Annotated in this window: 17 protein-coding genes; 8 read left to right on the plus strand and 9 right to left on the minus strand. The window is 72.6% G+C overall.

Annotation, left to right across the window (positions count from 1 at the left end; all coding sequences use genetic code 11):
• Window positions 1-178: 178 nt before the first annotated feature.
• The 3 genes from cofC to ACWED2_RS31695 are packed head-to-tail and all read left to right on the plus strand — an operon-like array spanning window position 179 to window position 4183.
• A complete protein-coding gene (gene cofC / locus ACWED2_RS31685) occupies window positions 179-811 on the plus strand; it encodes a 2-phospho-L-lactate guanylyltransferase (RefSeq protein ID WP_449694171.1) in 633 nt (210 codons plus the stop codon).
• A 55-nt stretch (window positions 812-866) separates the two neighbouring features.
• Window positions 867-3233, plus strand: a complete 2367-nt coding sequence (locus ACWED2_RS31690; protein WP_449694172.1) for an RNA degradosome polyphosphate kinase — start codon at window positions 867-869, stop codon at window positions 3231-3233.
• A complete protein-coding gene (locus ACWED2_RS31695) occupies window positions 3230-4183 on the plus strand; it encodes an NUDIX hydrolase (RefSeq protein WP_449694173.1) in 954 nt (317 codons plus the stop codon). The genes ACWED2_RS31690 and ACWED2_RS31695 overlap by 4 nt, the downstream gene beginning before the upstream one ends.
• A gap of 464 nt (window positions 4184-4647) precedes the next feature.
• On the opposite strand, the gene ACWED2_RS31700 is transcribed toward ACWED2_RS31695, so the two are convergent.
• The 4 genes from ACWED2_RS31700 to leuC form a co-directional block, all read right to left on the minus strand.
• A complete protein-coding gene (locus ACWED2_RS31700; RefSeq protein WP_449694174.1) occupies window positions 4648-7443 on the minus strand; it encodes a BTAD domain-containing putative transcriptional regulator in 2796 nt (931 codons plus the stop codon).
• 797 nt (window positions 7444-8240) lie between these two features.
• Entirely contained in the window at window positions 8241-8984 is a 744-nt protein-coding gene (locus ACWED2_RS31705) for an HU family DNA-binding protein (RefSeq protein ID WP_449694175.1), read from the minus strand.
• A 232-nt stretch (window positions 8985-9216) separates the two neighbouring features.
• On the minus strand, window positions 9217-9819 hold the full coding sequence (gene leuD, locus ACWED2_RS31710; RefSeq protein ID WP_449694176.1) for a 3-isopropylmalate dehydratase small subunit: 603 nt from the start codon (window positions 9817-9819) through the stop codon (window positions 9217-9219).
• Between the two features lie 21 nt (window positions 9820-9840).
• Window positions 9841-11274 (minus strand): 3-isopropylmalate dehydratase large subunit, encoded by a 1434-nt coding sequence (leuC, locus tag ACWED2_RS31715; RefSeq protein WP_449694177.1) that lies wholly within the window; start codon window positions 11272-11274, stop codon window positions 9841-9843.
• 143 nt (window positions 11275-11417) lie between these two features.
• Between leuC and ACWED2_RS31720 the strand changes: the two genes are divergently transcribed.
• From ACWED2_RS31720 to ACWED2_RS31735, 4 genes are all read left to right on the plus strand, one after another.
• Window positions 11418-12119, plus strand: coding sequence for an IclR family transcriptional regulator (locus tag ACWED2_RS31720; protein ID WP_051183801.1), 702 nt, complete (start codon window positions 11418-11420; stop codon window positions 12117-12119).
• 456 nt (window positions 12120-12575) lie between these two features.
• A complete protein-coding gene (locus tag ACWED2_RS31725) occupies window positions 12576-13283 on the plus strand; it encodes an MBL fold metallo-hydrolase (RefSeq protein WP_449694178.1) in 708 nt (235 codons plus the stop codon).
• A gap of 89 nt (window positions 13284-13372) precedes the next feature.
• On the plus strand, window positions 13373-13627 hold the full coding sequence (locus ACWED2_RS31730; protein ID WP_449694179.1) for a hypothetical protein: 255 nt from the start codon (window positions 13373-13375) through the stop codon (window positions 13625-13627).
• A gap of 52 nt (window positions 13628-13679) precedes the next feature.
• Complete coding sequence (locus ACWED2_RS31735; protein ID WP_449694180.1) at window positions 13680-14258, plus strand: hypothetical protein; 579 nt, start codon at window positions 13680-13682, stop codon at window positions 14256-14258.
• A 4-nt stretch (window positions 14259-14262) separates the two neighbouring features.
• Here the strand turns inward: ACWED2_RS31735 and ACWED2_RS31740 are convergent, their stop codons facing one another.
• The 5 genes from ACWED2_RS31740 to ACWED2_RS31760 all read right to left on the minus strand — a co-directional run bounded on the left by ACWED2_RS31740 (window position 14263) and on the right by ACWED2_RS31760 (window position 23894).
• A complete protein-coding gene (locus ACWED2_RS31740) occupies window positions 14263-16278 on the minus strand; it encodes a glycoside hydrolase family 3 C-terminal domain-containing protein (protein ID WP_449694181.1) in 2016 nt (671 codons plus the stop codon).
• Window positions 16279-16563: 285 nt separating this feature from the next.
• Complete coding sequence (locus ACWED2_RS31745; RefSeq protein ID WP_449694182.1) at window positions 16564-17556, minus strand: hypothetical protein; 993 nt, start codon at window positions 17554-17556, stop codon at window positions 16564-16566.
• Window positions 17553-20954 (minus strand): AAA family ATPase, encoded by a 3402-nt coding sequence (locus tag ACWED2_RS31750; RefSeq protein ID WP_449694183.1) that lies wholly within the window; start codon window positions 20952-20954, stop codon window positions 17553-17555. Before ACWED2_RS31750 ends, ACWED2_RS31745 begins: the two co-directional genes overlap by 4 nt.
• Window position 20955: 1 nt before the next feature.
• A complete protein-coding gene (locus ACWED2_RS31755; protein ID WP_449694184.1) occupies window positions 20956-22116 on the minus strand; it encodes an exonuclease SbcCD subunit D in 1161 nt (386 codons plus the stop codon).
• A 35-nt stretch (window positions 22117-22151) separates the two neighbouring features.
• Window positions 22152-23894: an ATP-binding protein gene (locus tag ACWED2_RS31760; protein WP_449694185.1), complete on the minus strand. Its 1743-nt coding sequence runs from the start codon at window positions 23892-23894 to the stop codon at window positions 22152-22154.
• Window positions 23895-24538: 644 nt separating this feature from the next.
• Here ACWED2_RS31760 and ACWED2_RS31765 point away from each other — a divergent pair.
• Window positions 24539-25213: an HU family DNA-binding protein gene (locus ACWED2_RS31765; protein WP_449694186.1), complete on the plus strand. Its 675-nt coding sequence runs from the start codon at window positions 24539-24541 to the stop codon at window positions 25211-25213.
• Window positions 25214-26015: the final 802 nt, after the last annotated feature.

Here is a 26015-nt window from a genome sequence, read left to right on the forward strand (position 1 = left end):
CCAAGGGGGGCCACCATCCCCCAACGGGGCACCCCCGAAATCGACGCTACCGCCCCCACCCGACAGAAACCCGGCCCCGAACCCCTCCCACCCCGAACCTGTCCACAACACCCGTCGCCTGTGGACAACCCGCCCCGCCCGCCCCCGGCGGTCCCGGCTTTCGGGTAAAGATGGACACGTGGACGTGGATCTGGTCGTGCCGATGAAACACCCCCGCGACGGCAAGTCGCGGCTGCGTGGTGCCGTCGAGGCGCGCCGTCACCCCGGGCTGGTGCTGGCCCTCGCCGCCGACACGCTCGCCGCCGTCGTCTCGAGTGCGCAGGTCAGGCGCGTCCTGCTCGTCGCCGCCGAACCCGGTGCGGTCGCCGAGCTGGGCGAGCTCGGTGTCGAGATCGTCGCCGAACCCGCCGAACAGACCCTCAACGCCGCCTTCCGCCACGGCGAAGCCCTGCTCAAAGCCGACGATCCGGGCGCCGTCGTCGGCGCGCTCCAAGCCGATCTCCCCGCCCTGCGCGCCGGCGATCTCACCACCGCCCTCGCCGAAGCCGCCGGCCGCCGGGCCTTCGTCGCCGACCGCCAGGGCACCGGCACCACCCTGCTGCTGGCCGCGCCCGGCGAGCCCCTCGATCCCCGCTTCGGGCCGGGCTCGGCGCGGCACCACGCGGCGTCCGGGGCCGTCGCCCTCGCGCAGGCGCTGCCCACCCTGCGCAGCGACGTCGACACCCCGGATGATCTCGCCCACGTGCGCGCCCTCGGTGTCGGAAAACACACCGCCGCCCACCTCGGCGAACCGTGCGCCGTGCCGCGCTGAGCTGTTCATCCGACCTTCACCGAGGCCTGCGCATTTCCGCGTCACGTAGTGAAGAATGGGGGCCGTGAGCACAGACGACGGCGGCACGCCCGCACCCCGGAGGCGACGGAACCCGGCCAACGGATCTTCGGAGGCGGCGAAGAAGGCGACCACCGCCAAGAAGACCCCGTCGAAGTCCACCGCGCGCGACACCGCCGCCCGTGCCACCGCCGGCAAGGCCAGAACCCGCAAGACCACGGCCGCGGCGGCCACCCCGCCGACGACGCGGCGCCGCAGCTCCACGCAGGGCAACGCGCGCGCCGCCGAAGAGTTCCGGGCCGTTCCGTCGGCGCCCCCCGCGGTCACCACCGCGCCGACCGCCGTCGAGACGCTGCCCGACGACCGCTACTTCAACCGCGAGCTGTCGTGGCAGGACTTCAACGCCCGTGTGCTCGCGCTGGCCGAGGACGAGTCGCAGCCGCTGCTCGAGCGGGCGAAGTTCCTCGCCATCTTCGCGTCCAATCTGGACGAGTTCTACATGGTGCGCGTCGCCGGCCTCAAGCGCCGCGACGAGACCGGCCTGCTGGTGCGCAGCGCGGACGGGCTCACCCCGCGTGAGCAGCTCGGCTACATCGCCAAGCGCAACCAGGACCTCGTCGAGCGGCAGACCGGCGCCTTCGAGAAGCACCTGCGCCCGCAGCTGGCCGAGCAGGACATCCACATCGTCGGCTGGGCCGACCTCACCGGCTCCGACCAGCTCCGGCTGTCGAGCTACTTCTCGGAGCAGATCTTCCCGGTCCTGACGCCGCTGGCAGTCGACCCGGCGCACCCGTTCCCCTACATTTCGGGCCTTTCGCTCAACCTCGCGGTGACGGTCCGCGACCCGGAGGGCGGCACCGAGCGCTTCGCGCGGGTGAAGGTGCCGAGCAACGTGCCGCGCCTGATGCGCGTCGAGACCGAGCGCACCAGCCGGACGGCGACGTTCCTCCCGCTCGAAGAGCTCATCGCCGCGCACCTGGGCGAGCTGTTCACCGGCATGGACGTCACCGAGCACCACGTCTTCCGCGTCACCCGCAACGCCGACTTCGAGGTCGACGAGGACCGTGACGAAGACCTCCTGCAGGCGCTCGAGCGCGAGCTGGCGCAGCGCCGGTTCGGCCCGCCGGTGCGCCTCGAGGTCGCGCAGGACATGAGCGAGCACATGCTCGAGCTGCTGCTGCGCGAGCTGGACGTCGACCCGGCGGACGTGGTCGAGGTGCCCGGGCTGCTCGACCTGACCTGCCTGCACCAGCTGTCCGCTGTGGACCGCAAGGAGCTGAAGGACCGGCCGTTCGTGCCGGCGACGCACCCGGCGTTCGGCGAGCGCGAGACGCCGAAGAGCGTTTTCGCGACGCTGCGCGAGGGCGACGTGCTGGTGCACCACCCGTACGACTCGTTCTCGACGAGCGTGCAGCGCTTCATCGAGCAGGCGGCGGCCGACTCGAAGGTCCTCGCGATCAAGCAGACGCTGTACCGGACGTCCGGTGACTCCCCGATCGTCGACGCGCTGATCGACGCCGCGGAAGCGGGCAAGCAGGTCGTCGCGCTCGTGGAGATCAAGGCCCGCTTCGACGAGCAGGCGAACATCACCTGGGCGCGGACGCTGGAGCGCGCGGGCGTGCACGTCGTGTACGGCCTGGTCGGGCTGAAGACGCACTGCAAGGTGTCGATGATCGTGCGCCAGGAGGGCTCGACGATCCGGCGCTACTGCCACATCGGCACCGGGAACTACAACCCGAAGACAGCGCGGCTCTACGAGGACATCGGCCTGTTCACCGCCGACCCGAGCATCGGCGCGGACGTCACGGACCTGTTCAACGTACTGACCGGCTACTCGCGGCAGGACACCTACCGGACGATCCTGACGTCGCCGCACGGCATCCGGCGCGGCATCGTGCGCGCGATCGGCGAGGAGATCGAGCTCGCGCGGGCCGGGCAGCAGGCCGGCATCCGGATCAAGTGCAACTCGCTGGTCGACGAGCAGGTGATCGACGCGCTGTACCACGCCTCGCAGGCCGGGGTGCCGGTCGAGATCGTCGTGCGCGGGATCTGCACACTCAAGCCGGGCGTCGAAGGGTTGTCGGAGAACATCCACGTCCGGTCGATCCTCGGCCGGTTCCTGGAGCACTCGCGAATCTTCAACTTCCGCGCGGGCGGGACGCACTGGATCGGCAGCGCGGACATGATGCACCGCAACCTGGACCGGCGGATCGAGGCGCTGGTGCGCGTCAAGGACCCGAAGCTCACCGCGCAGCTCGACAACATCTTCGATTCGGCGCTGGACCCGGCGACGCGCTGCTGGGTGCTGACCGCGAGCGGCGAATGGTCGCCGTTCCCGGCCGAGGGCTCGCGCGTGCGCGACCACCAGCTGGAGCTGGCGAAGCTGCACGGGGCCGCCGGATGACCCAGGAGGTACGGGCGGCCGGCGCGGTGCTGTGGCGCGTCGCCGGGGGCGCGACGGAGGTCGCGCTGGTGCACCGCCCGCGGTACGACGACTGGTCGTTGCCGAAGGGCAAGCTCGACCCCGGCGAAACGACCGCCGAGGCCGCGGTCCGGGAAGTGCGGGAGGAGACCGGGTTCACCGCGGTCCTGGGCCGCTACCTGGCCCGGACGGCGTACCCGGTGCCGTCGCGCACCGGCACCGGCACGGTGCCGAAGACGGTCGACTACTTCGCGGCGGAGGCGGTGTCCGGCGAGTTTTCGGCGAACGACGAAGTCGACGAGCTGCGCTGGCTGGACCCGACGGCGGCGGAAAAGCTGCTGACCCGGCCGGAGGACGTCCGGGTGCTGCGGGCGTTCTGCGAGCTCCCGGTGGGCTTGACGACGCTGCTGCTGGTGCGCCACGCCAAGGCGGGCAAGCGCGACGAGTGGTCGGGCGACGACGACCTCCGGCCGCTGTCGGAGGCGGGCCGCCGCCAGGCGGCGGCGCTGCGCCGGGTGCTGCGGTTGTTCGGCCCGGACAGGGTGTTGTCGGCGCCGCGGCTGCGCTGCGTGCAGACGGTCCACGGCGTGGCGGAGGACATCGCGGCCGAGGTCCGGCACGAGCCGTTGTTCTCGGAGGAGGGCTACTGGCCGGACCCGGTCCTGGGCCTGGCGCGCCTCTTGGCGGTGGCCGGGGACGGCGGGACATCGGTGGTGTCCAGCCAGGGCGGCGTGATCCCGGACCTGGTGAGCGCGTTGGCGGACCGCGACGGGGTGGAGCTTTCGGCCGCGCGCGGCGGGGTGGTCCCGAGCAAGAAGGGGTCATTCTGGGTGTTGTCGTTCCGCCCGCCGACGGCCACGGAGGGCCCGCTGCTCCTGGCGGCGGACTACCACTCGAGCGCCCTCCCGGCCCCCTCCCCCAGCCACTCCTGAGCCGGCTGTCCACATCCGAACCGGCGGCTGGCGGCAGCTGAGCCGGATGGCTGCATCTGAACCGGCTGTCCGCGTCGGAATCGGCGTCCGCGTCCAAACCGGCTACCCACGTCTGAATTCGGCGTCCGCCCGCCACCCTCTCCGACAGGGGGTCGGCAAAGTCGCCGGCACGGCTCGGCGGGTCGGGGGCAGCAGTGTTGCAACCACCCTTGAATCCCGCCCACCCCGCGACCCACCCTCCCAAGGGGGACGTCCCCAGGTCCAGTCTATCGGCCCCTGCCGTCAAAATCGGCGGATCGGCCACCGCAGGCCGGAGCTGTCCACAGCGCCTCCCGGATGTGGACAGCCGGTTCGGATGAGGGCAGCCGGTGGTTCCCGTCCATGAACGCCGCTGTCGCCGCGAGACAGCGCCGTGACAGTCGATCTTGGTGTACTTGTTCCGGGTCCCGCTGGGCTGCGCCGGGCTAGGGGTACGGCGCATCCCCGGGCGAGGGGGCTTCTGCCGGCACCGTGGCCAGCAGGGCTTGGACCTCGGCGACACGGGGGTCGCCGAGGCGCTGGCTGACCGTCAGCGCCTCGGCCCAGTGGCCGCCCGCCTCGCGCGCGCGGCCCCTGCGGTGCTTCAGCCTGCCGAGGGTGATCTGGACGTCGATCGTGCCGTAGTCGGCGTTCAGCTCCTTCAGTTCGGTGAGCGCGTCGAGGCCGGCCCGCTCCGCTTCGTCGTACCTGCCCGCGCCCGCGAGGGCCTCGGCGACGTTCCCCAGCGCGAGCGCCGCGTGGTACCGGTCGCCGAGTTCGGCGAAGGCTTCGTGCGCCGCCTGGGCGGCTTCGGCCGCGTGGTCGTAGTCGCGGAGGCCGATGCGGCTGGCACTCACGTTGAGGAGCGCGTGCGGCACGAACGTGCGCTGGCCGTGGTCGCGCGCGAGGTGGACGGCTTGGAGCGCGTGGCGTTCGGCCTCGGCGTACTCGGCGCGGACGTAGTAGGCGCCGGCGAGGTTGGACAGGATCGCCACCGTCAGCGCGGTGCCGTCGCCGCTCTCGGACGCCGCCCGCGCTTCCTCCAGCGCCTCGAGCGCTTTGTCCGGCTGGAGGGTGCGCAGGTACGCCGAGCCGAGGTTGTTGGCGCTGTACTGGAGACCGGTGCTGTCGCCGGCGTCGCGGGTGGCGGCGACGGCCGTGCGCGCGGTGGTGATCCAGTCGTCGCGGTCGTGGCGCTCGGCGAAGAACCCGCGCAGCAGCCACGCGAGCTTCCAGGCGTGCGCGGTCCAGCCGTGGCCGGCGGCGATGCCGACGAGCGCCGTGAGGGCCTGACGTTCGGTGTTGTACCAGGCGATCGTCTGCTCGTGCTGTGCGAAGCGGACGGCAGGCAGCGGCGGCGGGTCGAGCGTGATGTCCTCGGTGAGCAGGTCGGGCCGGACCAGCTTGTTCGCTTCGGCGACGCTGGCGAGGTACCAGTCCACGAGCCGGCGCAGCGCCGCCGCCCGCTCGGCCTCCGTCGTTTCGGTTTCGACGAGCTCGCCCGCGTAGACGCGCAGCAGGTCGTGGAACTGGTAGCGGTCGGTGCCGGGCTGGTTGAGCAGGTGGGCCGCGGCGAGCTGGTCGGCGAGTTCACGCGCTTCGCGCAGCTCGGCACCGGCGAGCGCGGCGGCCGAGGACAGGCTGAAACCGTGGCCGGGATGCAGGCCGAGCAGCCGGAAGAAGCGCGCCGCGGCCGGGCGCAGTGCCTTGTACGACCAGGAGAACGCGGCGCGGAGATCGGTGCCGGCGTCCTGCGGGTCGCGGAGGGTGTCGAGCCGCAGCCGCTGGTCGCGGAGCTCTTCGACGATTCCGGCGAGCGAGACGCCCGAGAACCGGGAAGCGCGTTCCCCGGCCAGCGCCAGTGCCAGCGGCAGGCGGCCGCAGAGCTGGACGAGCTCGGCGACGGCGTCGGGTTCGGCGGCGAGGCGCTGCGACCCGACACTGCCGGCGAGCAGCGCGGTCGCGTCGCGGTCGTCGAACGAGCGCAGGGCGATGCGGCGCGCGCCGTCGCGGGCGACGAGGCCGCGCAGCTGGTTGCGGCTGGTCACCACGACGAGGTTGCCGGGCCCGGGCAGGAGCGGGCGGACCTGGTCGGCGTCGCGGGCGTTGTCGAGGAGCATGAGGGTGCGGCTGCCCGCCAGCCTGCTGCGCAGCAGCGCCGAACGTTCCTCCACAGTGGAAGGCAGCGTCTCGGCCGGGACGCCGAGGGCGCGCAGGAAGCCGGCCAGCGCGGCGCCGGGCGTGACCGGGGTGTCCGCGGAGTGGCCGCGCAGGTCGAGGAACAGCTGCCCGCCGGGGAAGCGGTCGCGGACGCGGTGGGACCAGTGCACGGCCAGCGACGTCTTCCCGACGCCGGCGGTGCCCTCGATGACGACGATGCCGGACGCGCCCCCGGGCGGCAGCCGGTCGAGTTCGGCGAGCTCGGAGCCGCGCCCGGTGAAGCCGGCGACGTCGAAGGGCAGCTGCCGCGGCACGGTGTGGACGGCCGGATCGGCATCGGCGGCGAGCAGTTCGGCGTGCAGGCGCCGGAGGTCTTCGCCCGGCTCGACGCCCAGTTCGTCGGCCAGCAACGCCCGCAGCCCGGCGTACCGGGCGAGCGCTTCGGCGCGGCGCCCGGACCGGGCGAGGGCGCGCACCAGCCGTTCCCACAACGACTCCCGCAGCGGGTGCTGCGCGACGAGGTCGGTGAGTTCGGCGACGAGCCGCGCGTCGGGGACGAGCCCGGCGTCGAGGTCGATCCGCTGCTCCACGGCGAAGAGGTACCGCTCGGTCAGCAGCGGCCCCCATTCGGCGGCCAGCGCGGGAGATCCGACGCCTTCGAGAGGAACACCGCCCCAGCCGTCGAGGGCGGCGGTGAGCAGTTCTCTCCGACGCGCGGGTTCCGTCGCGGCGGCGGCCTGGTCGAGGGTCCGGAGGAAGCGCAGCGCGTCCACCCGGGACGGGTCGACGACCAGCCGGTACCCGTCCGGTTCGGTGACGACGACGTCTTCGCCGCAGAGCCGGCGCAGGCGCATCACGTAGGTTTGCAGGCTGCCGCGGATGTGCGCGGGCGGAGTGTCGTCCCAGACCCCGCGGGCGAGGGCATCGATCGACACGAGACGGCCGGCGGCGAGCGCGAGCGTGGCGAGCAGCGCGCGCTGGCGGGAACTGGTCAGCACGACCGGCGAACCGTCGACGAGCACCTGGAACGGGCCGAGCAGCCGGATGTCGATGGTGGTCGCCCCCAGGTTCGCCTCGCGCACGCCCGGCCCCGCCGGACGCGGGCCCCGAGGAACGCAGCGTGGCATCACTCGGCCGGGCGCTCAAGCAACTTTGCGAAATTGGGCGGAACCGGTCCCGGCCGGGTGGTTGGGCTGGGCGGGTGACCCGAGGTGCCGGTTCGGTGCACCGATGCTGGCAGTGGGTGACTTCCCGTCCAAACGGTTCGGCAAGCGTCGGTCGGCGTACCGGGACGGTCGGCTCGCGTACCCGGAGGGTCGGATCGTTTGCGCGGCCGGTCGGTTCGCGAGTCCGTACCCGGATTACCGGCGTGGACAGTCGGTTCGCTTGCGCACCGACTCGATCCCCGCGCCCGACCGCCCAGGTACGGCACCCGACGCATGCGGTGAGCCAATCCGACGCTCCGGGCACGCAACCGACACTTCCAGCACGCAGCCCGACCTTCCCGGCACGCAAGCCGACCACCCAGGCACGCCAACCGCCCCTCCCGGCACGCAAACCGACCACCCAGGCACGCCAGCCGACCCTTCCAGCGCGCGAGCCGACCTTCCAGGCACGCCAACCGACGCTTGCCGCACGCAGCCCGGACCATCCAGGTACGCCGGCCGACACTTCCGGCACGCAAGCCGGACCGGGCCGGGCACTCGAGCCCTTCCTTCGGGCGAGCGGGGCTGCTTCCTCTGCAGGGCCCGGACATGCGGCAGGGCCCCGCGCACGTGGCGCGGGGCCCTGCCGAAAAGCTGCTCGTCGAGTTGGGGGTCGCCCCCTGGGGGTCCCCCGAATTTCACGTTACCGCAGGGGTCCGACAGTTTCGGGCGGGTCAGTCCTTCTTCGCCGCGGCCGAGGTCCGCCTCGCCGGGGCCTTGGCCGCGGTGGTCTTCGCCGCAGTGGTCTTCGCTGCGGTGGTCTTGGCCGCAGTGGTCTTGGCCGCCGTGGTCTTGCGAGCCGTGGTCGTCTTCGCAGCGGTGGTCTTCGCCGCCGTGGCCGTCTTCGCCGCAGCCGTCTTCGGCGCCGTAGTCGTCTTCGCCGCAGCCGGCTTCGCCGCCGTGGTCGTCTTCGCCGCCGTGGTCCTTGCCGCCGCCGGCTTTGCGGCCGTCGTCTTCGGGGCTGCCTTTGCCCGGGTGGTGGCCGGCTTCGGGGTCGTTGTCGTCCTCGTGGCCGCCGGCTTTGCCGCCGTTGTGCGGGTGCGCGTCGTCGTCGAACGCGTTGTCGCCGGCTTCGGCGCCGCGGCCGTGCGGGACGTGGTCGCCGTCGTGCGCCTCGCCGGCGTTGCCTTCGGCAGCTTCTTCGCTCCGGAAATGACGTCCTTGAACGTGGTCCCCGCCCGGAACGCCGGCACGTTGGTCTTCTTGACCCGCACCGCTTCGCCGGTGCGCGGGTTGCGGGCCGTGCGCGCCGCGCGAGCGCGCTTCTCGAACACACCGAAGCCGGTGATGTTGACCTTTTCGCCCTTGTTGACCGTCCGGATGATGATGTCGACCAGACCGTCGACCGCCTCGGAAGCGGCCTTCTTGTCGCCCAGGCGCTCGGTCAGCGCCTCGATCAGCTGGGCCTTGTTGGCCATGTCCAGTCCTCCAGGAAGGCTCCACGGCCGCATCGGCCGACTAGCGACACGGTATTACCAACGCAGCACAAATTCCAAACGGCATGCGGAACTTTCCCTTGCCCCGGGACGGGTTCCGCCTCGTGCGAAAGCCCGGTGAACGAGCTTGCCGAGGGCCGCTCGGTAATCGAAAACACCACCCCGGAATGGGGCGGAATCCCTTGTCACACAAGCGATCCGCCCCGCGAGCGGGCTAGCCGGCGGTCACCGGGGTGGTCGTCGGCTTCCAGGACGGGCGGCTCGCCTCGAAGCTGTCGATCTCACCGGCATGGCGCAACGTGAGCGCGATGTCGTCGAGACCTTCCAGCAGCCGCCAGCGGACGTAGTCGTCGATCTGGAAGGGCGCGGTGAAGTCCTTGGCCCGCACGGTCTTGGTCTCGAGGTCGACCGTGACCTCGGTGCCGGGCTCGTTCTCCAGCAGCTTCCAGAGCAGCTCGACGTCGTGCTGCTCGCACTGGGCGGCCACCAGGCCGCCCTTGCCGGAGTTGCCGCGGAAGATGTCGGCGAACCGGGCCGAGATGACGACCTTGAAGCCGTAGTCCATCAGCGCCCAGACGGCGTGCTCGCGGGAGGAACCGGTTCCGAAGTCCGGCCCCGCGACCAGCACGCTTCCGTTCTTGAACGGCCCCTGGTTGAGGATGAAGTTCTCGTCGCCGCGCCAGGCGGCGAACAGGCCGTCCTCGAAGCCCGTCCGGGTCACCCGCTTGAGGTAGACCGCCGGGATGATCTGGTCGGTGTCCACGTTGGACCGGCGCAGCGGGACGCCGACGCCGGTGTGCTGGGTGAACGGTTCCATCTCAGGTAGCTCCTCGGGTGGTCAGCGGGCGGCGGTCAGCAGGTCTTCGGGCGACGAGAGCGTGCCCCGGACGGCCGTGGCGGCGGCCACGAGCGGCGACACCAGGTGCGTCCGGCCGCCCTTGCCCTGCCGGCCCTCGAAGTTGCGGTTCGACGTCGACGCGCTGCGCTCCCCCGGCTTCAGCTGGTCCGGGTTCATGCCCAGGCACATCGAGCAGCCGGCCTGGCGCCACTCGGCGCCGGCCTCGGTGAAGACCTGGTCGAGCCCCTCGGCCTCGGCGGCCTTGCGGACCCGCATCGAGCCGGGAACCACCAGCATCCGGACCGAGTCCGCCACTTTCCGACCGCGCAGCACCTCGGCCGCGGCCCGCAGGTCCTCGATCCGGCCGTTGGTGCAGGAGCCGAGGAACACGGTGTCGACGGCGATCTCCCGCAGCGGCGTCCCGGGCTTCAAATCCATGTAGGACAGGGCTTTTTCAGCGGCGATGCGGTCGTTCTCGTCCGGGATCTGCTCCGGGTCGGGCACCTCGGCGCCCAGCGGGAGGCCCTGGCCGGGGTTGGTGCCCCAGGTCACGAACGGCGTCAGCTCGCTCGCGTCGAGGTGCACCTCGGCGTCGAACTCGGCGCCGTCGTCGGTGCGCAGCTGCCGCCAGTTCTCGACCGCCGCGTCCCAGTCCGCGCCCTGCGGCGCGTGCGGGCGGCCTTTCAGGTAGGCGAACGTCGTCTCGTCCGGGGCGATCATCCCGGCGCGGGCGCCGGCCTCGATCGACATGTTGCAGACGGTCATCCGGGCCTCCATCGAGAGGGCCTCGATGGCCGAACCGCGGTACTCCAGGATGTAGCCCTGGCCACCGCCGGTGCCGATCTTGGCGATCACCGCGAGGATGATGTCCTTCGCCGTGACGCCCGGGCGCAGCTCGCCCTCGACGGTGATCGCCATCGTCTTGAAAGGACGCAGCGGCAGCGTCTGGGTGGCCATGACGTGCTCGACCTCGGACGTGCCGATGCCGAACGCGATGGCGCCGAACGCGCCGTGCGTCGAGGTGTGGCTGTCGCCGCAGACCACGGTCATGCCGGGCTGGGTCAGGCCGAGCTGCGGGCCGATGACGTGCACGATGCCCTGCTCGGCGTCGCCCATGGGGTGCAGCCGGACACCGAACTCCTTGCAGTTGCGGCGAAGGGTGTCGACCTGGGTGCGCGAGACCGGATCGGCGATGGGGAGCTCGATGTCGACGGTCGGGACGTTGTGGTCCTCGGTCGCGATGGTCAGGTCGGGGCGGCGCAGCTGCCGCCCGGCCAGGCGGAGGCCGTCGAAGGCCTGCGGGCTGGTGACTTCGTGCAGCAGGTGGAGGTCGATGTAGAGCAGGTCCGGTTCGGCGCCTTCGCCTCGGCGCACGAGGTGGCTTTCCCACACCTTCTCCGCCAGCGTGCGGGCCTTGCCGGTCGGGCTGGTCATCTCCGGCTCCTTCCACGGTTCGTCGACGAACTCGGGCGCGCACCTGCGAGATCGGGGTGCGAGCCGCGAAGGAGGGCGCAGCTCGAGTTCAGGGTTTTCCCAGATACTGGACTTCCCAAAGTGCGGGACGCTAGTATCGGTTCGTGGGACAGCATAGCGGTATCGGAGTACTGGACAAAGCAGTGGCCGTCCTGCAGGCGGTCGCGGACGACCCCTGCGGCCTCGCGGAACTGTGCACGCGGACCGGCCTCCCCCGGGCCACCGCGCACCGGCTCGCGGTCGGGCTCGAGGTGCACCGGCTGCTGCGCCGCGGTCCGGACGGGCGCTGGCGCCCCGGTACGGCACTGGCCGAACTGGCGGGCGGTTCGACGGACCCGCTGCTCGACGCGGCGGGCGTGGTCCTGCCGAAGCTGCGCGACGTCACGGGCGAGAGCGTGCAACTGTACCGGCGCGACGGCGTGCAGCGCGTGTGCGTCGCGACGGCGGAGCCACCGAGCGGCCTGCGCGACACGGTGCCGGTGGGGTCGCGGCTGCCGATGACGGCGGGCTCGGGCGCGAAGGTGCTCGCGGCCTGGGCGGACCCGCACACGCAGCGCACGATCCTGGCGGACGCGGTCTTCGGCGAGCGGACGCTCCTGGAGGTCCGGCGGCGGGGCTGGGCGCAGAGCGTGGCGGAGCGCGAGCCGGGGGTGGCGAGCATTTCGGCCCCGGTGCGGGATTCGGCGGGCACGGTCGTGGCGGCGGTCTCGGTGTCGGGGCCGATCGAGCGGATCGGCCGCAAGCCGGGGGCCCGGTGGGCCGCGGACCTCCTCGCCGCGGCGGACGCCCTGCAGGAACGCCTCTGAGGTCTTGCCCGGCTTGCTGCCCGGGCCTGCTTGTCCACATCCGGAGCGGTCTGTGGACAACCGGGCCCGGGCAGCGGCTTTTCCGGCGATCCCGTCGGTAGCGGCCGATACGCTGGAACCGGGGGGCGCCCCCGGGCGGGCGGCACGGCAAAGCAAGGCCACCGCTGTGGGGTTGCGCCGCAAACCGAAGCCACCGCCACAGGGCGGGCCGCACAGCAAACCAAAGCCGCCACGGTGGGGCCGCGCCGCAACCGAAGCCGCCAGGGCAGGACGGGCGGCACGGCAAAGCAAGGCCACCGAGGTGGGGCCGCGCCGCAAACCGAAGCCACCGCCACAGGGCGAGCCGCACAGCAAACCAAGGCCTCCACGGCGGCAGGCATCGCGATGCCTCGACCCACCAGAGCCGAGGCCGCGAAAACGATTGCGCCGGCAGCACGCACCTGGCACCTTGACCCGATGTTGAATCAGGTGGCCGACGGTGTCTGGGTGCGGCAGAGCGACTGGGTCTGGAGCAACACCACCGTCGTGAAAACGGACGACGGCCTCGTCGTCGTCGATCCCGGCATCCACGGCTCCGAACTGACCGCCCTCGCCGATGACCTCGACCGCCTCGGCAGCCCGGTCGTCGCCGGGTTCTCCACCCACCCGCACTGGGACCACCTGCTCTGGCACCCGCGCTTGGGCGACGTCCCCCGCTACGCCACCGCCGCCAACGCCCGCATCGCCGGGGAAGCCCGGGAACGCGCCCAGGCCATGGCGAAGGAAACCGCGCCGGACATTCCCCTTGAACCGATCGCGCTCCTCACCCCGCTGCCCGACGACCAGGGCCCGATTCCCGGGGAACTCATCGAGCACGACGCCCACGCCGTGGGCCACGCCGCCCTCCTGCTCGCCGATCGGGGCGTCCTGATCGCCGGCGACCTGCTCTCCGACGTGCTGATCCCGCTCCTCGACCCCCGCCGTGACGAGCAACCCGACACGTATCAGGCCGTCCTCGACCGGCTCGAAGACGCCGCCCGGCAGGTCGACGTCCTGATACCCGGCCACGGTGCCGTCGCCCGCAAGCAGGAGATCGCCGCCCGGTTCGCCGTCGACCGGGCCTACCTCGACGCGGTGCGGCGGGGCGAGGAACCGGACGACCAGCGCTGGGGGAAGCGCACCTGAGCCGTTCGGGTGACCGTGGGCGAACTCGCGTATTCGGTGACGGCGGACACGTCTCCTCATAGTCGGCACCACAGAGGGGGATGACCACCATGCACACCGAACTGAATCGCCGGGCGATGGCGATGCTGCGGGCCGTCGGGGCCGGGCGGGCCGAAGTCACCTGCAGCTGTGAACCCGACCTGCGGGTCGACGGCCTGCCCTGCTGCGACCAGGCCACCGCCCACCAGCTGGCGCGGGCCGGCCTGATCCGGCCCGTGCGGGCCGTCGCCGTCGGGCAGTGGACGCGAGCCGAACTCACCGCCGAGGGACGCCGGGCCTTGGGCGGAACTCTCGCCGCCGCGTGACGCAACCATCCGGCCCCCTCGCGCGTGTACCCGGCAAACGCGAGGGGGAACGATGAAGATTGCCGCCGCCCTGCTGGGCGCTTGCCTGCTGCTGACCGCGTGCGGGACCACGCCGGCCGCGGCCCCGCCGCCACGGAGCCCGAGCCCGGTCGAAACCGTCACGTCCCGGCCGGAGGCCGATCCGGCCGCCGTGCGGTGGATGGACGGGTTCTGCTCGGCCGTCCACGGCTACCGGGAGCGCACCAACCGGGAAGCCGAGACCAACCAGCCGTCACCCAATTCGGTGGCCGAAGCGCAGAAGGCGCTCAGCGCGACGCTGGGCGGCATCGCGGCCCGCACCGGCGAAACGGCCGACAAGCTGACCGCGCTGCCACCGGCGCCGGTGCCGCTCGGGGACACGGTGCGCCAGGGCTTCGTCGCGAAGTTCGCGAAGGCCCGCGACCGCGCGGCCGAGGCGAAGGCGACGCTCGACCGCGCCAAGCCGGGCAACGAAGCGTCCCAGGGCCCGGCCGCCGATGCCGTGCAGCAGGCGCAGCAGGACGTCGACGGCACCTACGACCCGGTCGGCGCGGTGGCGGCGTCGCCCGAGCTGATGCTCGCCGCGGCCACCGCGCCCGGCTGCAAGGCCTGAGACCTCACCGCCGCACGAGCGCGGCCTGCAACGGCAGCGCCCGGGACGAGCCGCCGACCGACACGGTGAACGCGCCGCGCGCGGGCTGCCACGCGTGGCGCACCGTGTCCCAGACGGAGAACGCCCGCGCGTCCAGCCGGATCGTCACGCGCCGGGACGCCCCCGGCGCCAGCGAGACCCGCTCGAAGCCCTTGAGCTGGCGCGGCGGCTCGCCCGCGGCCGCCGGGAAGCCCAGGTACAGCTGGGCGACCTCGGCGCCCGCGCGGCTTCCGGTGTTCCGCACCGTGAACGTCGCCGTGGCGCCGGCGCCGTCGGTGCGCACCGACAAGCCGGAGTAGGCGAACGTCGTGTACGACAGGCCGTGGCCGAAGGGGAACAGCGGCGCGCGGCCCTGCGCGTCGAACCACCGGTAGCCGACCTGCAGGCCCTCGGAGTACGTCGCGACGCCATCGACGCCGGGGAACCGCGCCGGGGTGTTCGCCGGGGTGTCGGCCTCCGCGGCCGGGAAGGTGATCGGCAGCTTCGCCGACGGGTTGACGTCGCCGAAGAGCACGCCCGCCACCGCCGCACCGTCCTGCTGGCCGGGGTACCACGCCTGGAGGATCGCGGGCACGCGCGAGGCCCACGGCATGAGCACCGGGCCCCCGCTCTTCACCACGACGACCGTGTGCGGGTTGGCCTCGGCGACGGCGGCCACCAGGGCGTCCTGGGTGCCCTCCAGCGCCAGGCTCGGCCGGTCCTTGCCCTCGGTCTCGTTGTCGCCGACCATCACCACGCTGACCTCGGCGGTCCGGGCCAGCGCCGCCGCCCGCGCCACGTCACTGCCGTCGTCCAGGGTCACCACCGCACCCGGGACGCGCTGCTTCAGGCCCGGCAGCGGGTCCACTGTGGACGTCGGGATGACGGCCGAGCTGCCCCCGCCGCCGGTCTTGGCCTTGGTCGCGAACGGCCCGATCAGCGCGATCGACTTCACCGAAGCGTCGAGCGGGAGCTGCGCGTGTTCATTGCGAAGCAGCACCATGCCGCGTTCGGCGAACTCCTTCGCGGCGGCGTCGTGCTGCGCCGTCGGCAACGGCGAAAGAACCGGCGGGTGGTCGAACTGCCCGAAGGCGAACATCGTGCGGAACCGCGGCAGCAGCAGCTCGTCGACCCGCTTCTCGGTCACCTGCCCGGCCAGCACGGCCTGCTTCAGCTTCTCGCCGTACCAGGTGCCGTCGATCATTTCGAGGTTCATGCCGGCGTTCGCCGAGCCGACGGTGCTGTGCGCGGCGCCCCAGTCCGATTGGACGAACCCCCTGAACCCCCAGTCGTCCCGCAGCTTGCCCTGCAGCAGCGCCGGGTTCTCGCACATGAAGACGCCGTTGACCTTGGGGAAGGCGCACATCACCGAGCCCGCGCGGCCTTCGGTGACCGCCCGCTCGAAGTGCGGCAGGTAGATCTCGTTGAGCGTCCGCTCGTCGATGCGCTCGTCGACACCGTGGCGGTTGGTCTCCTGGTTGTTGGCCGCGTAGTGCTTGACCTCGGCGATGGTGCCGTTCTCCTGGATGCCGCGGATGTCGGCCGCGGCCAGCGCGCCGACGAGGAACGGGTCCTCCCCCATGCCTTCGAACGTCCGGCCGTTGCGCGGGACGCGGGCGATGTTGATGTCGGGCGCCTCGGAGACGTGGTGCGCGAGCGCGCGGGTTTCGCTGCCGATCAGCCGGCCGTACCGGCGCGCGAGGCCGGTGTCGAACGTCGACGCCAGCGCCATGGTGGCGGGCAGCGCGGTGGCCGGTTTCTGCGGTTTGTCGTCGGCCGGGCCCATGCCCGCCGGGCCGTTGGCGATGCGGAAGCCCGGCACGCCCAGCCGTGGGATGGGCGGCACGAAGCGCTGGTGCTCGGCGTCGGGCTGCAGGTGCAGCTGGGAGATCTTCTCGTCGAGGGTCATCGCCGCGACGAGCTCGGCGGCCCGGCTGTCGGGTGACCGGCGGGCGTCGCGCCAGGGTTGCGCTTCCGCGACCGCCGGTGCCGCCAGCGACATCCACACAACCACCGCAAGAACCAACCGGCCGGTGCGCATCGAGTCTCCCTCGCCGCTGACGGGACCAACGGCCGACAAGCTAACCCATACGTGACAAGGAAACATAGACTCGATTGCGTTCACGTACTTGAACGTAGGATTGGACTTGACCATTTCCCCGGCTCAAGCGTGGCGGCGCCGTCGGCGGACGGGCCGGGCCCTGGGCGAAGAAAGCCCTGATCGGCCTAACGCCGGAGGTGCCGCCGACCGGGACAGGCCGACCCTCCACAAAGGACGGCCGCCGGGTCAGCGCGCGGCGGCCAGCCGCAGCGCCCGGTACACGAACTGCTGGTCGCCGAGGCGGTGGCGCAGGTCGCGCTCCAGCCCGGCGATCGGGTAGAGGTTCTGCGGCGCCCGCGAGTCCTTGTAGGGGACGGACGCGAACCGGCCCAGCACCGACTGGGTGACGTTCGCCAGCTCGGCGACCTGCTCGCGGCCCAGGTGCGGCGCCGCCTCCACCCGCACCACGCCCGACCACGGCGGCCCGCCCACCGACGGCAGCCGCAGGTACCACGAGTGCCGGACCCACGTCGTGCCCATCAGGAACACCGGCGTGCGCTGGTGCGCGCCGAGCCGGCCGACCAGCGCGTTGAGCTCGCCGGGCAGGTACGTCGTCTGGTGGCTCTTGATGAACCCGACGGCCCGGTCGAGGTGCGCGCGGCCGCGCAGCGGACCGTCCACGACCAGCAGGTCGCCGCGCACGTGGCCGTCGATCGCCGTGCGCGCCCGGATCGCCGTCTCCAGCTCGGTTTCGGCCAGCTGCTCCTGCAGCGCCGACGACAGCACCACCGGCAGCGGCTTGTCCTCCTTCGCCGCCGCCCGGTGCGCGGTGTAGATCCCGGCCGGGGTGGCGATGTCGTCGGCCTGCGGGGCGACGGTGAACAGCCCCCGGCGGACGTCGGTGCCGACGACGTGCGCCTGCCCCTCGCAGCAGCAGACCACCCCCGCCGCGTAGGACGCGCAGATCCCGATGGACGCCGAGTTCGTGCCGGCCGGGTCGTCGATCCAGACGCGCGCGTCGATCCGCCGGACGCCGTCGACGAACAGCACGGCCTCCGGCGGCGACACCGGCGACGGGTCGATCGGCGCCCACTCGGCCTCCGGCACCTCGACGTCGAGCTCGACCTCGGCCTGCGAACGCCCGAGTTCCTCGGCCTCCATCGAGCTGCCGTAGCCCGGGTCCCAGGCGTCGATGCTGAAGTTCATCCCGGCCACCGTGTCGAATTGGTGAACGGTCATGCGCCCTCCCTGGCGATGTGCGAGCCGGTGCCGTCCCGGGTGACCAGGAACCGCACCGGGACGCGCTCGGCGAGCGCCGGCACGTGCGTGATCACCCCGACCATCCGGGAGCCGGACGCGGCGAGGTTCTCCAAAGTGGACGCCACGACGTCGAGGGTGGCTTCGTCCAGCGTCCCGAAGCCCTCGTCGAGGAAGATCGACTCGAGCTTCGTCGCCCCCTCGGCCGCCATGGCCCCCAGCTGCGAAGACAGCGCGAGGGCCAAGGCGAGCGACGCCTGGAACGTCTCGCCGCCGGACAGCGTCTTCACCGGGCGCCGGGCGTCGGCCTCGTTGTGGTCCACCACCAGGAAGTCGCCCTTGTCGTGGGTCAGCTCGAACTGGCCGCCGGACAGTTCCAGCAGCGACGCCGACGCCTCGGCGACCAGCGTGTCGAGCGCCCCAGCGATCAGCCAGCGCGGGAACTTGTCCGACCGCAGCAGATCCGCGAGCAGCCGCGCGACCTGGGCCTCGGACTCCGCCGCCGCGATGTCTTCGTGCAGCCCCGCCACGTGCGCCACCCGCCGCTTCAGATCGGCGTGGTCGGCTTCGGCACGGGCCCGCGCGGCCGCGACGGCGACCGGGACGCGCTCGCGCACCGGCCCCTCCGGCAGGGTGACGCCGAGCGCGGTGACGTCGTCGGCGACCGCGCGTTCGGCCGCCTGCAACGCTTCGGCGGCCGCGCCCTCGGCGGTGGCGGCGACGGCCAGCAGCTCGCGGTGGTCTTTCGCCTGGCCTGCCGCCCAATCCGTGAGCGCGGTCCAGGCGTCGAGGAGGCCTTCTCCGTCGATCGGCGGGGCGCCGAGGCCGACCAGCGGGTCGCGCGCGCGGGACAGCTTCTGCCGTTCGGCGTCGACCTGCTTCGCGATGTCCGCCTGGTTCTCGGCGGCTTGCTTCGCTGCCGCGCGGGCCGTCCTCAACCCGGCGTCCGCCGTCTTCGCCGCCTGCTCGAGTTCCGTGACACGGGCGAGCTGCTCGGCGACCACGCCGGCGGACGGTGCGCCGTCGAGTGACGCGGCCAGCTCTCCCTGCCGTCGCCGGGCGGTCGCCAGTTCGGTGCTCGCCGACTGCTCGGCCAGCCCGGTGTCGACCGCCCGGGTGCGCCGCTGCTCGGCGTCCCGCTCGGCGGTCCGGAAATCCTCCGCCGCGACGACGGCTTCCTTGCCCGCGGCTTCGGCGGCCGCTTCCAGGGCGGCCAGCTCGGCGCGGCGTTCCTCCAGCGCGGAAGCCGCCCAGGCGGTGAGGCGCTGCCACCCCGCCGGGACGTCGTCGCCGTCGAGGGCGGGCGCTCCCAGCTCCACCAGGGGATCCCGCGCCGCCCGCAGGGCCTCGCGCGCCGCCGTGAACGACTTCGCCACGACATCGGCGTCCTGCTGCGCCGCCGCGCGTTCAGCGCGGGCCGCGGCCAGTTCCGCGTCGGCGGCACGCGCGGCTTCGGCGACGCGGGCGCGGCCGTCGATCGTCGCGGAGAGCCACTCGCCGCGTTCGCGGACGGCGGCGACGAGATCGGCGTAGTCCTGCTCGGAGAAAGCGGCCTCGACCGGCCGCCGCAGCACCGCGGACTCGGGCGGACCGGCCACTTCCACCAGCACCGCGCGCAGTTCTTCCGCCTGCGCGGCCGCCGACGCGGCCGAGTCGGCGTCGCGGTCCACGGCCCGTTCGAGCTTGCGCACCACCGATTCGGCCGCCGCGCGGCCGCGTTCGGCGATTTCGACGCGTTCGCGGGCCTCGGCCAGGTGGGCGTGCCCGCCGGCGTCCGGCAGCGTCGCGACCTCCTGCTCGCACACCGGGCACGGGTGCCCGACGGCAAGCCCGGCCCGCAGCACCAGCGCCTGCCCCGTCTGCTCGGCTTCCGCCAGTGCGGTCTTCGCGGCGGCGAGTTCGGCGTCGGCCGCGGCGAGGGCCGCACGCGCCGTTTCGAGCTCGGCCCGGCGGGCGGCCTGCTCCGGCGCGGCCTTGCGCTGCGCGTCGCAGACCGTGTACAGCGTGCGGGCGTCGGACCGGGCGGCCGCGAGCGGAGCGACGTCCGGCTGTGCTTCCAGGGCCCGGCGTGCTTCGCCGTCGGCGGCCTCGGCGGCCTGCAGGCGCGCTTCGGCGGCCGCCGTGCGCTTCGCCACCCGCGCCGATTCCGCCGACAGGTCCCCGAGATCCGCCGGCGGCCGCAGACCGGCGAGGCGGTCTCGGTCCTGCCGGGCACGGGCCGCTTCGGCGGCGGCGTCCTCCGCCGCCCGGGCGGTCCGGTCCCGGTTCTCCCGGGCCACGTCGAGGACGGACACCGCTTCGCTCGCCGCCGTGGCGGCAGCTTCCTTGGCCTGCTTCGCCGCTTTCGCCGCTTCGTCGAGGCGCGGGAGGGCCTGCTCGATGTCGGCGAGTTCGGCGCGCGCGGCCCGGATCCGTTCCAGCTCGCCGCGCGCGGGCGCCGCGGCGAGGGCGGCACGGGCCGCTTCGTCCGCCGTTTCCGCCGTCTCCAACGCGCTCCGGGCGGCGGTGGCCGCGTCCGCCGCCTCGCGACGCCGGGTTTCGAGGTCTTCGACACCGTCCGGGCGTTCCACGGCGTCGAGGACTTCCAGCTCCGCGGTGAGCGTGGCGACGCGTTGGCGGGCTTCTTCGTGCGCGCGGGCGGCTTCGTTCAACGCCGGCAGGGCCGCGTTCACCCGCGCGTCCAGCTCGTCCAGCGCCGTCCTCCGCGCGGCCAGCCCGGCGACGGCCTCTTCGGTGGCGTCGGCGTAGCTGCCGAGCTGTTCGGTGAGGACGGCGGCACGCTGCTTCTGCTGCTCCGCCGTCACGCCGGCCCGGCGGCCGATCCGCTCGTAGACCTCCAGGCCCAGCAGCTTGATGAGGATCTTCTGCCGGTCGGCGGCCTTCGCGTGCAGGAACTCGGCGAAGTCGCCCTGGGGCAGCGCCACGCAGGTGCAGAAGTGCTTGAACGTCAACCCGAGCAGGCGTTCGACCGCCGGGGTGACCTCGGAGTCCGCGGCGACCGGGTCGGCGTCGTCCTCGGGACCGCCGAGCATCGTGGGGTCGACGAGCCGTTCCAGGCGGACGTTCTTGACGCTGACCGTGGGTTTCTTGCCGCCACTGCGCCGGACTTCCCGCACGACGTGGTAGCGCGCGCCGCCGGCGTCGAAGACCAGCCGCACGGTGGCGCGGTTCACCGTCGGGGCGAGCGCGGGCGCGACGAGACCTTCGTGGTCCCAGCGGGCGACCGAGCCGTACAGGGCGAAGGTGAGCGCGTCGATGACCGTGCTCTTGCCCGCGCCGGTCGGCCCGACGAGCGCGAAGTAATCGGTGTCTTCGAAGCTGATCTCGGTCTTCTCGCGGAAGGACGCGAAACCGGTCATCTCCAGCAGCACTGGCCGCACGTCACACCCCGCTCGTCTCTTCGTCGTGCAGCCGCGCGAAAAGCGCCTGCACGCGCTTGTCCTCGATCGTGCGTTCGACGCAGTAGCTCGCGAACAGCTCGCCCGGTGAACGGTCCGCGACCGCGCGGTCGCCGTTCGACGTCGTCACCGGCGCGGCGAACTCCGGGTCGATGCGGATTTCCAGGGCGTTCGGCAGGGCTTCCTGGATCTCCTCGCGCAGCCCGGCCCTGGTCGCTTCGCGGATGTACACGCGGAGGTAGTCCTCGCCGAATTCTTCGGCACGGCCGGTCAGTTCCGCGACCGTGCCGTGGACCGTGCGCAGCTTCCGCCCCGCTTTCAGCGGGATGTCGGTGATCTTCGCCGGCGTCGTGGGACTCACCTCCACCGAGAGCACGACGCTGGTGTTGTCCTGCTCGCCGAAGTCCACGGCGAACGGCGAACCGCTGTAGTGCACCGGGCACGCGGCGGGCAGCGACTGGCGCCGGTGCAGGTGGCCCAGCGCCACGTAGTGCGGGTCGGCGCCGAACGCCGTGGCGGGCACGTGGTACTCGAAGATGGACTGCGCCGCGCGTTCCCCGCCGCCCATCGTCCCGCCGGTCACCGTCAGGTGCGCCATGACGAGGTTCACCGCGCCGGGCGTGAACCCGGTCTTGAGGTGCTCCAGGATGTCGCGCACGCGCTGGTCGTACTCGCCGACGTTGTCCGCCGGCGTCCCCGCGAGCAACTCCGCGGCGCGGACCGCGTAGCGCTGGGAAAGAAAGGGCAGCACGGCGACGTTGACGCGCTCGCCCGTCGAACGCGCGTCGAACGAGACGACGCCACCGTCGTGCACCGGGCGCGGGTCGCCGGTGAGCTGGATGCCCGCGGCCAGCAGCAGCGGCCGGTACGCCTCGAACGTCGCGGCGTGGTCGTGGTTCCCGGCGATGGCGAGCACCTCGGCACCGGTTTCGCGCAGCGCCATCAGCGCCCGCACCACGAGTTCCTGCGCGGCCGCCGACGGCGCCGACGTCTCGTACAGGTCGCCCGCGACGAGGATCGCGTCGAACCGCTCGTCCCGCGCGATCCGGACGATCTCGCCGAGCACGGCCCGCTGCTCGTCGAGGCGGTTGCGCCCCTTGAGCGTCTTGCCGATGTGCCAGTCGGAGGTGTGCAGGAACTTCACACTTCGTCCTTCCGTTCGGGTGGTGGGCGGCGGGCTCAGAACGGCGGCGGGTCGTCGCCGAACGGGTCGCTGCCGCGCGAGGGGAGGCCGGCGAAGGGATCGGATTTCTTCGATGTGGCGGTGGCCGCCGGGATCTGCCCGGCCTCGGAAAGCCGCGTGGCCCAGGCCGGGAACGGGAAGCCGACGGCGATCGGCACCGGGATCTCCGGCTGGCTCACGAACATCGTGCCCGGCGTGGCGAGCGTGGCGCGGACCCGCTGGCTGGCCGGGAGGAAGCCGTACTCGGGCCGCGAAGCCTCGGCGGCGTCGAGGCGGCCGACGATGCGGACCGAGCTGTTGCTGACGATCCGGCGCTCGACCTCGCTGGCCGTCTGCTGCGCGCCGATCAGGATGACGCCGAGGGAACGGCCGCGCTCGGCGATGTCCAGCAGCACCTCCTTGATCGGGCTGCTGCCTTCCCGCGGCGCGTACTTGTTGAGCTCGTCCAGCATGGTGAACAGCAGCCCACCCGGGCCGGCCGCCTCCTTGCGCGCGGTCTCCGCGGCGAGCGTCACGCCGACGACGAACCGCTGCGCGCGCTCGACGAGGTTGTGGATGTCCACCACGGTCACCTGCTGGTTCTCCGTGGACAGCCGGCGCGCCGGGTGGTCGGCGAGGTCACCTCGGATGAGGCCGGACAGCGCGCGCTGGCTGGAACGCAGGCGGCGGATGAAGGCGTTGACCGTGCCTGCGCCGGTGACCGCACCCGCCCAGCTCGCCCGGGTTTCCTCGTCGGTGACGCGTTCGCAGATGACGTCGATGAGCTCGGCGTACGTGCGGCACAGGACGCCGTCGACGTTCGCGGCGCCGTCCTTGCCCGCCGGGGTGCTGTCGAGGCGCAGGCGGTTCGCGACCTGGTGGATGACCATCGTGTACTGGTTGCGCTCGTCTTCGGCGTCGGCGAAGACGTAGGGCAGCAGGTCCTTGGCGCAGAACTCCGCGATGGTCCACCAGAACGCGCCCACGCCCGAGGTCCGCCCGGTCACGTAAGGCTTCCCCGTGGTGTCCGACGGCGTCGGCGGCGCGTAGAAGCCGACGGACGCGAAGGGCTCGGCGGGCAGGCCCAGCTTGAGGTACTCGCCGGTGAGCTTCTCGTCGAGGTGGACGTTCGGGGTGTCGAGGAACAGCAGGTCCTCGCCCTTGACCGAGAAGACGAGGGCCTTGGCGTTGTGGGCGTTCGGCAGGGCGCCGCCACGGAAGATCGAGTGCAGCAGGAACAACGCGAACGACGTCTTCGTGGCCACGCCGGAGACCCCGCTGATGCTGACGTGCGCGCCGCGGGTGCCGTCGAGGAAGTCCATGTTGAGGTAGACGGGTTCGCCGTCGCGGCCCAGGCCCACCGCCACTTGGCGGGTCATGTTGTCGAAGTACAGCGCCTGCGCGCGATCCTCCCCCACGGCCCGGGAGACCTGGCTGCCGGGCTTGGGCGGCACGTAGCACTCGGGCTCGACGCGGGTGGTGGCGATCTCGGCGATCTCCTGCACCTGGGCGGGCAGGACCCCGTCGGAGATCAGGAAGACGTCGCTGCCGAAGCTGGCGCCTTCGTGCCGCGCGGTCACCTGCGTCACCACGCCGTAAGAGGTGACTTCGCCGAGGCCCGGGAGTTCCCGCCGGGTCACGACGACGTCGTCGAGCTGCAGGTAGGCGTCCGGATCGATGGCCACGCAGAACTGCAGCGGTGTCGAGTCCTCGGTGCCTGCCACCCGTCCGACCACGGTGGTGAGCGTCTCCTGGTCCACGGTTCTCCCTGTCCGGCCGGGGTCTTCCTCCCGCGGCAGACTAGCTCGCCGGTACGACAGTCCCGCGCCCAACACGGCGTTGCCGTCACGCCGTCGTCGCAGGCCAAGACTGCGCCGAACGAGTGAGCTCACCCTTCGGGGAGGACCTTTCGTCCCCGGCGCAGGGATTCGCCGGGGACGTACCGGTTGCGCCACAACGCCGTGCCAGGGAGGTCGCGGCGGGCGGGTGCGGCGTTACGGCCTCCGCTTCCGCCCGGCCCCGCGGCCGGGCGCCCGCCGGAGGGCCTCCGGAGCGGGCCGCGATCCCCGGCCGTGGCGCGGGATCGGGCCCGGGTGGGCTCGGCCACACGCCGCGACACCCCGCTCCGGCGTGTCGCGCGAAAAGTTCTCCGGAAGGGCCTCGGGTCCTATATGGACGACCACTGTGGACGGCACTCGCACCGGGTTTTGCCTGCTCAGGGGCATGCCGGGAGTCCGGCCCGCGCGCCGGGCGGCGTCCGGCGAGGGGCTCTCCGGCGGCGGAACCCGCCCCCGCACAAGGAAATATTTCGACCCCCGGTTGGATTTTGTGCGGTATTGGTAATACCGTGTGCAGTGTCGGCCGAGATGGGCCGTGACTAGTAGTTCCACTATGGAGGACTGGAATGACGAACAAGGCCCAGCTGATCGAGGCGCTGTCGGAGCGTCTGGGCGACAAGAAGGTGGCTTCGCAGGCCGTGGACGGTCTGGTGGACATCATCATCCGGACGGTCAACAAGGGCGAAAAGGTCAACATCACCGGCTTCGGGGTGTTCGAGAAGCGCGCCCGCGCCGCTCGCACCGCCCGCAACCCGCGCACCGGTGAGGCCGTCCGCGTCAAGAAGACCAACGTGCCCGCCTTCCGCGCCGGCACCACCTTCAAGGACGTCATCTCCGGCACCAAGAAGCTCCCGAAGGCGACCCCGGTCAAGCGCGCCACCGCCACCACGTCGACCCGCGCCACCGCCACCAAGACGGCGGCCGCGGCGGCTCCGGCCAAGGCCACCACCACCCGCACCACGCGCGCGGCGGCGGCCAAGCCGGCCACCACGCGTTCGACGACCACGCGGACCCGCGCCACCGCGGCGAAGCCGGCCGCCAAGGCCACCACCGCCACCAAGGCCGCCCCGAAGGCGGCCGCGGCGAAGACCACGGCGGCCAAGGCCACCACGGCGAAGGCGACCACCACGCGGGCGAAGACCGCCGCCGCCAAGCCGGCCGCGACCAAGACCGCCGCGGCGAAGAAGCCGGCCGCCGCCAAGGCCCCGGCCAAGCGCACCTCCGCCGCCAAGAAGAAGTAACACCCCCGGCGACGATCGGAAGGGCCCCGCACCTGCCTGGTGCGGGGCCCTTCCGGCGTTTCGGGCGGAAGCGGCGGGGAGCGTGCCGCCGGCCGCACACCGGCAGTCCGGGCGGGAGTCACAGGGACCGCCGCCCACGCCACCGGCCTTCCGGGCGAGAGCGGCAGAGACCGCCGCGCCACACCGGGGCCTTCCGGGCGAGGGCGGCGGAGATCCCCGCGGGCTCACGCACCGGCAATCCAGGCAGGAGCAGCAGCTACCACCGGCTGGCCACGCACCGGCAATCCGGGCAGGAGTCTCAGGAACCACCGCAGCCGCACCCACCAGCAGCCGGGCACGGTCGGCAGAGACCGCCGCGCCACACCGGAGCCTTCCGGCGAGAGCGGCAGAGACCGCCGCGAGCCACACCACCAGCGTTCCGGCCCGGACCGGCGAGCGCCCGCGGCGAACGGCGTGGCAAGCAAACCGGGCTGAGATCCCGCAGGGCTTGCCGGTCAGCCACCCCGGGCCCGGAAGGCCGCCGACCAGCCTGATCCACTCAGCGGCGGCTTGACCGCCGTCCACCGCACCCAGACCGTCGCCCCTCGGAACCACGGCACCCAGGCCGTCGCCCTCGGAACCACCCACCGCCGATTCCCCGCCGATTCCCCCGCCTCCACGGAACCGGTCCCGGTGACCTCTCACCCGATCCCCCGCCGTCCCCCGAAGAATTCACCTCCGCCACACGTTGGGGTGAACGCCCCTTTCACCCCCCGGCGGTTGCGTTCGGTGCTTCGCGGGTAGCCGACGAACACGGAACGCA

Source organism: Amycolatopsis sp. NPDC005003 (assembly GCF_053600695.1).

Excerpts from the sequence above, each read along its gene's own strand:
- ACWED2_RS31705 (WP_449694175.1), bottom strand. The coding sequence starts at position 8,984 with ATGGCCAACAAGGCCCAGCTGATCGAGGCGCTGACCGAGCGCCTGGGC.
- ACWED2_RS31735 (WP_449694180.1), top strand. The coding sequence starts at position 13,680 with ATGAAGATTGCCGCCGCCCTGCTGGGCGCTTGCCTGCTGCTGACCGCG.
- ACWED2_RS31745 (WP_449694182.1), bottom strand. The coding sequence starts at position 17,556 with ATGACCGTTCACCAATTCGACACGGTGGCCGGGATGAACTTCAGCATC.
- ACWED2_RS31725 (WP_449694178.1), top strand. The coding sequence starts at position 12,576 with ATGTTGAATCAGGTGGCCGACGGTGTCTGGGTGCGGCAGAGCGACTGG.
- ACWED2_RS31765 (WP_449694186.1), top strand. The coding sequence starts at position 24,539 with ATGACGAACAAGGCCCAGCTGATCGAGGCGCTGTCGGAGCGTCTGGGC.
- ACWED2_RS31695 (WP_449694173.1), top strand. The coding sequence starts at position 3,230 with ATGACCCAGGAGGTACGGGCGGCCGGCGCGGTGCTGTGGCGCGTCGCC.
- leuD (WP_449694176.1), bottom strand. The coding sequence starts at position 9,819 with ATGGAACCGTTCACCCAGCACACCGGCGTCGGCGTCCCGCTGCGCCGG.
- ACWED2_RS31740 (WP_449694181.1), bottom strand. The coding sequence starts at position 16,278 with ATGTCGCTGGCGGCACCGGCGGTCGCGGAAGCGCAACCCTGGCGCGAC.
- ACWED2_RS31730 (WP_449694179.1), top strand. The coding sequence starts at position 13,373 with ATGCACACCGAACTGAATCGCCGGGCGATGGCGATGCTGCGGGCCGTC.
- ACWED2_RS31690 (WP_449694172.1), top strand. The coding sequence starts at position 867 with ATGGGGGCCGTGAGCACAGACGACGGCGGCACGCCCGCACCCCGGAGG.
- leuC (WP_449694177.1), bottom strand. The coding sequence starts at position 11,274 with ATGACCAGCCCGACCGGCAAGGCCCGCACGCTGGCGGAGAAGGTGTGG.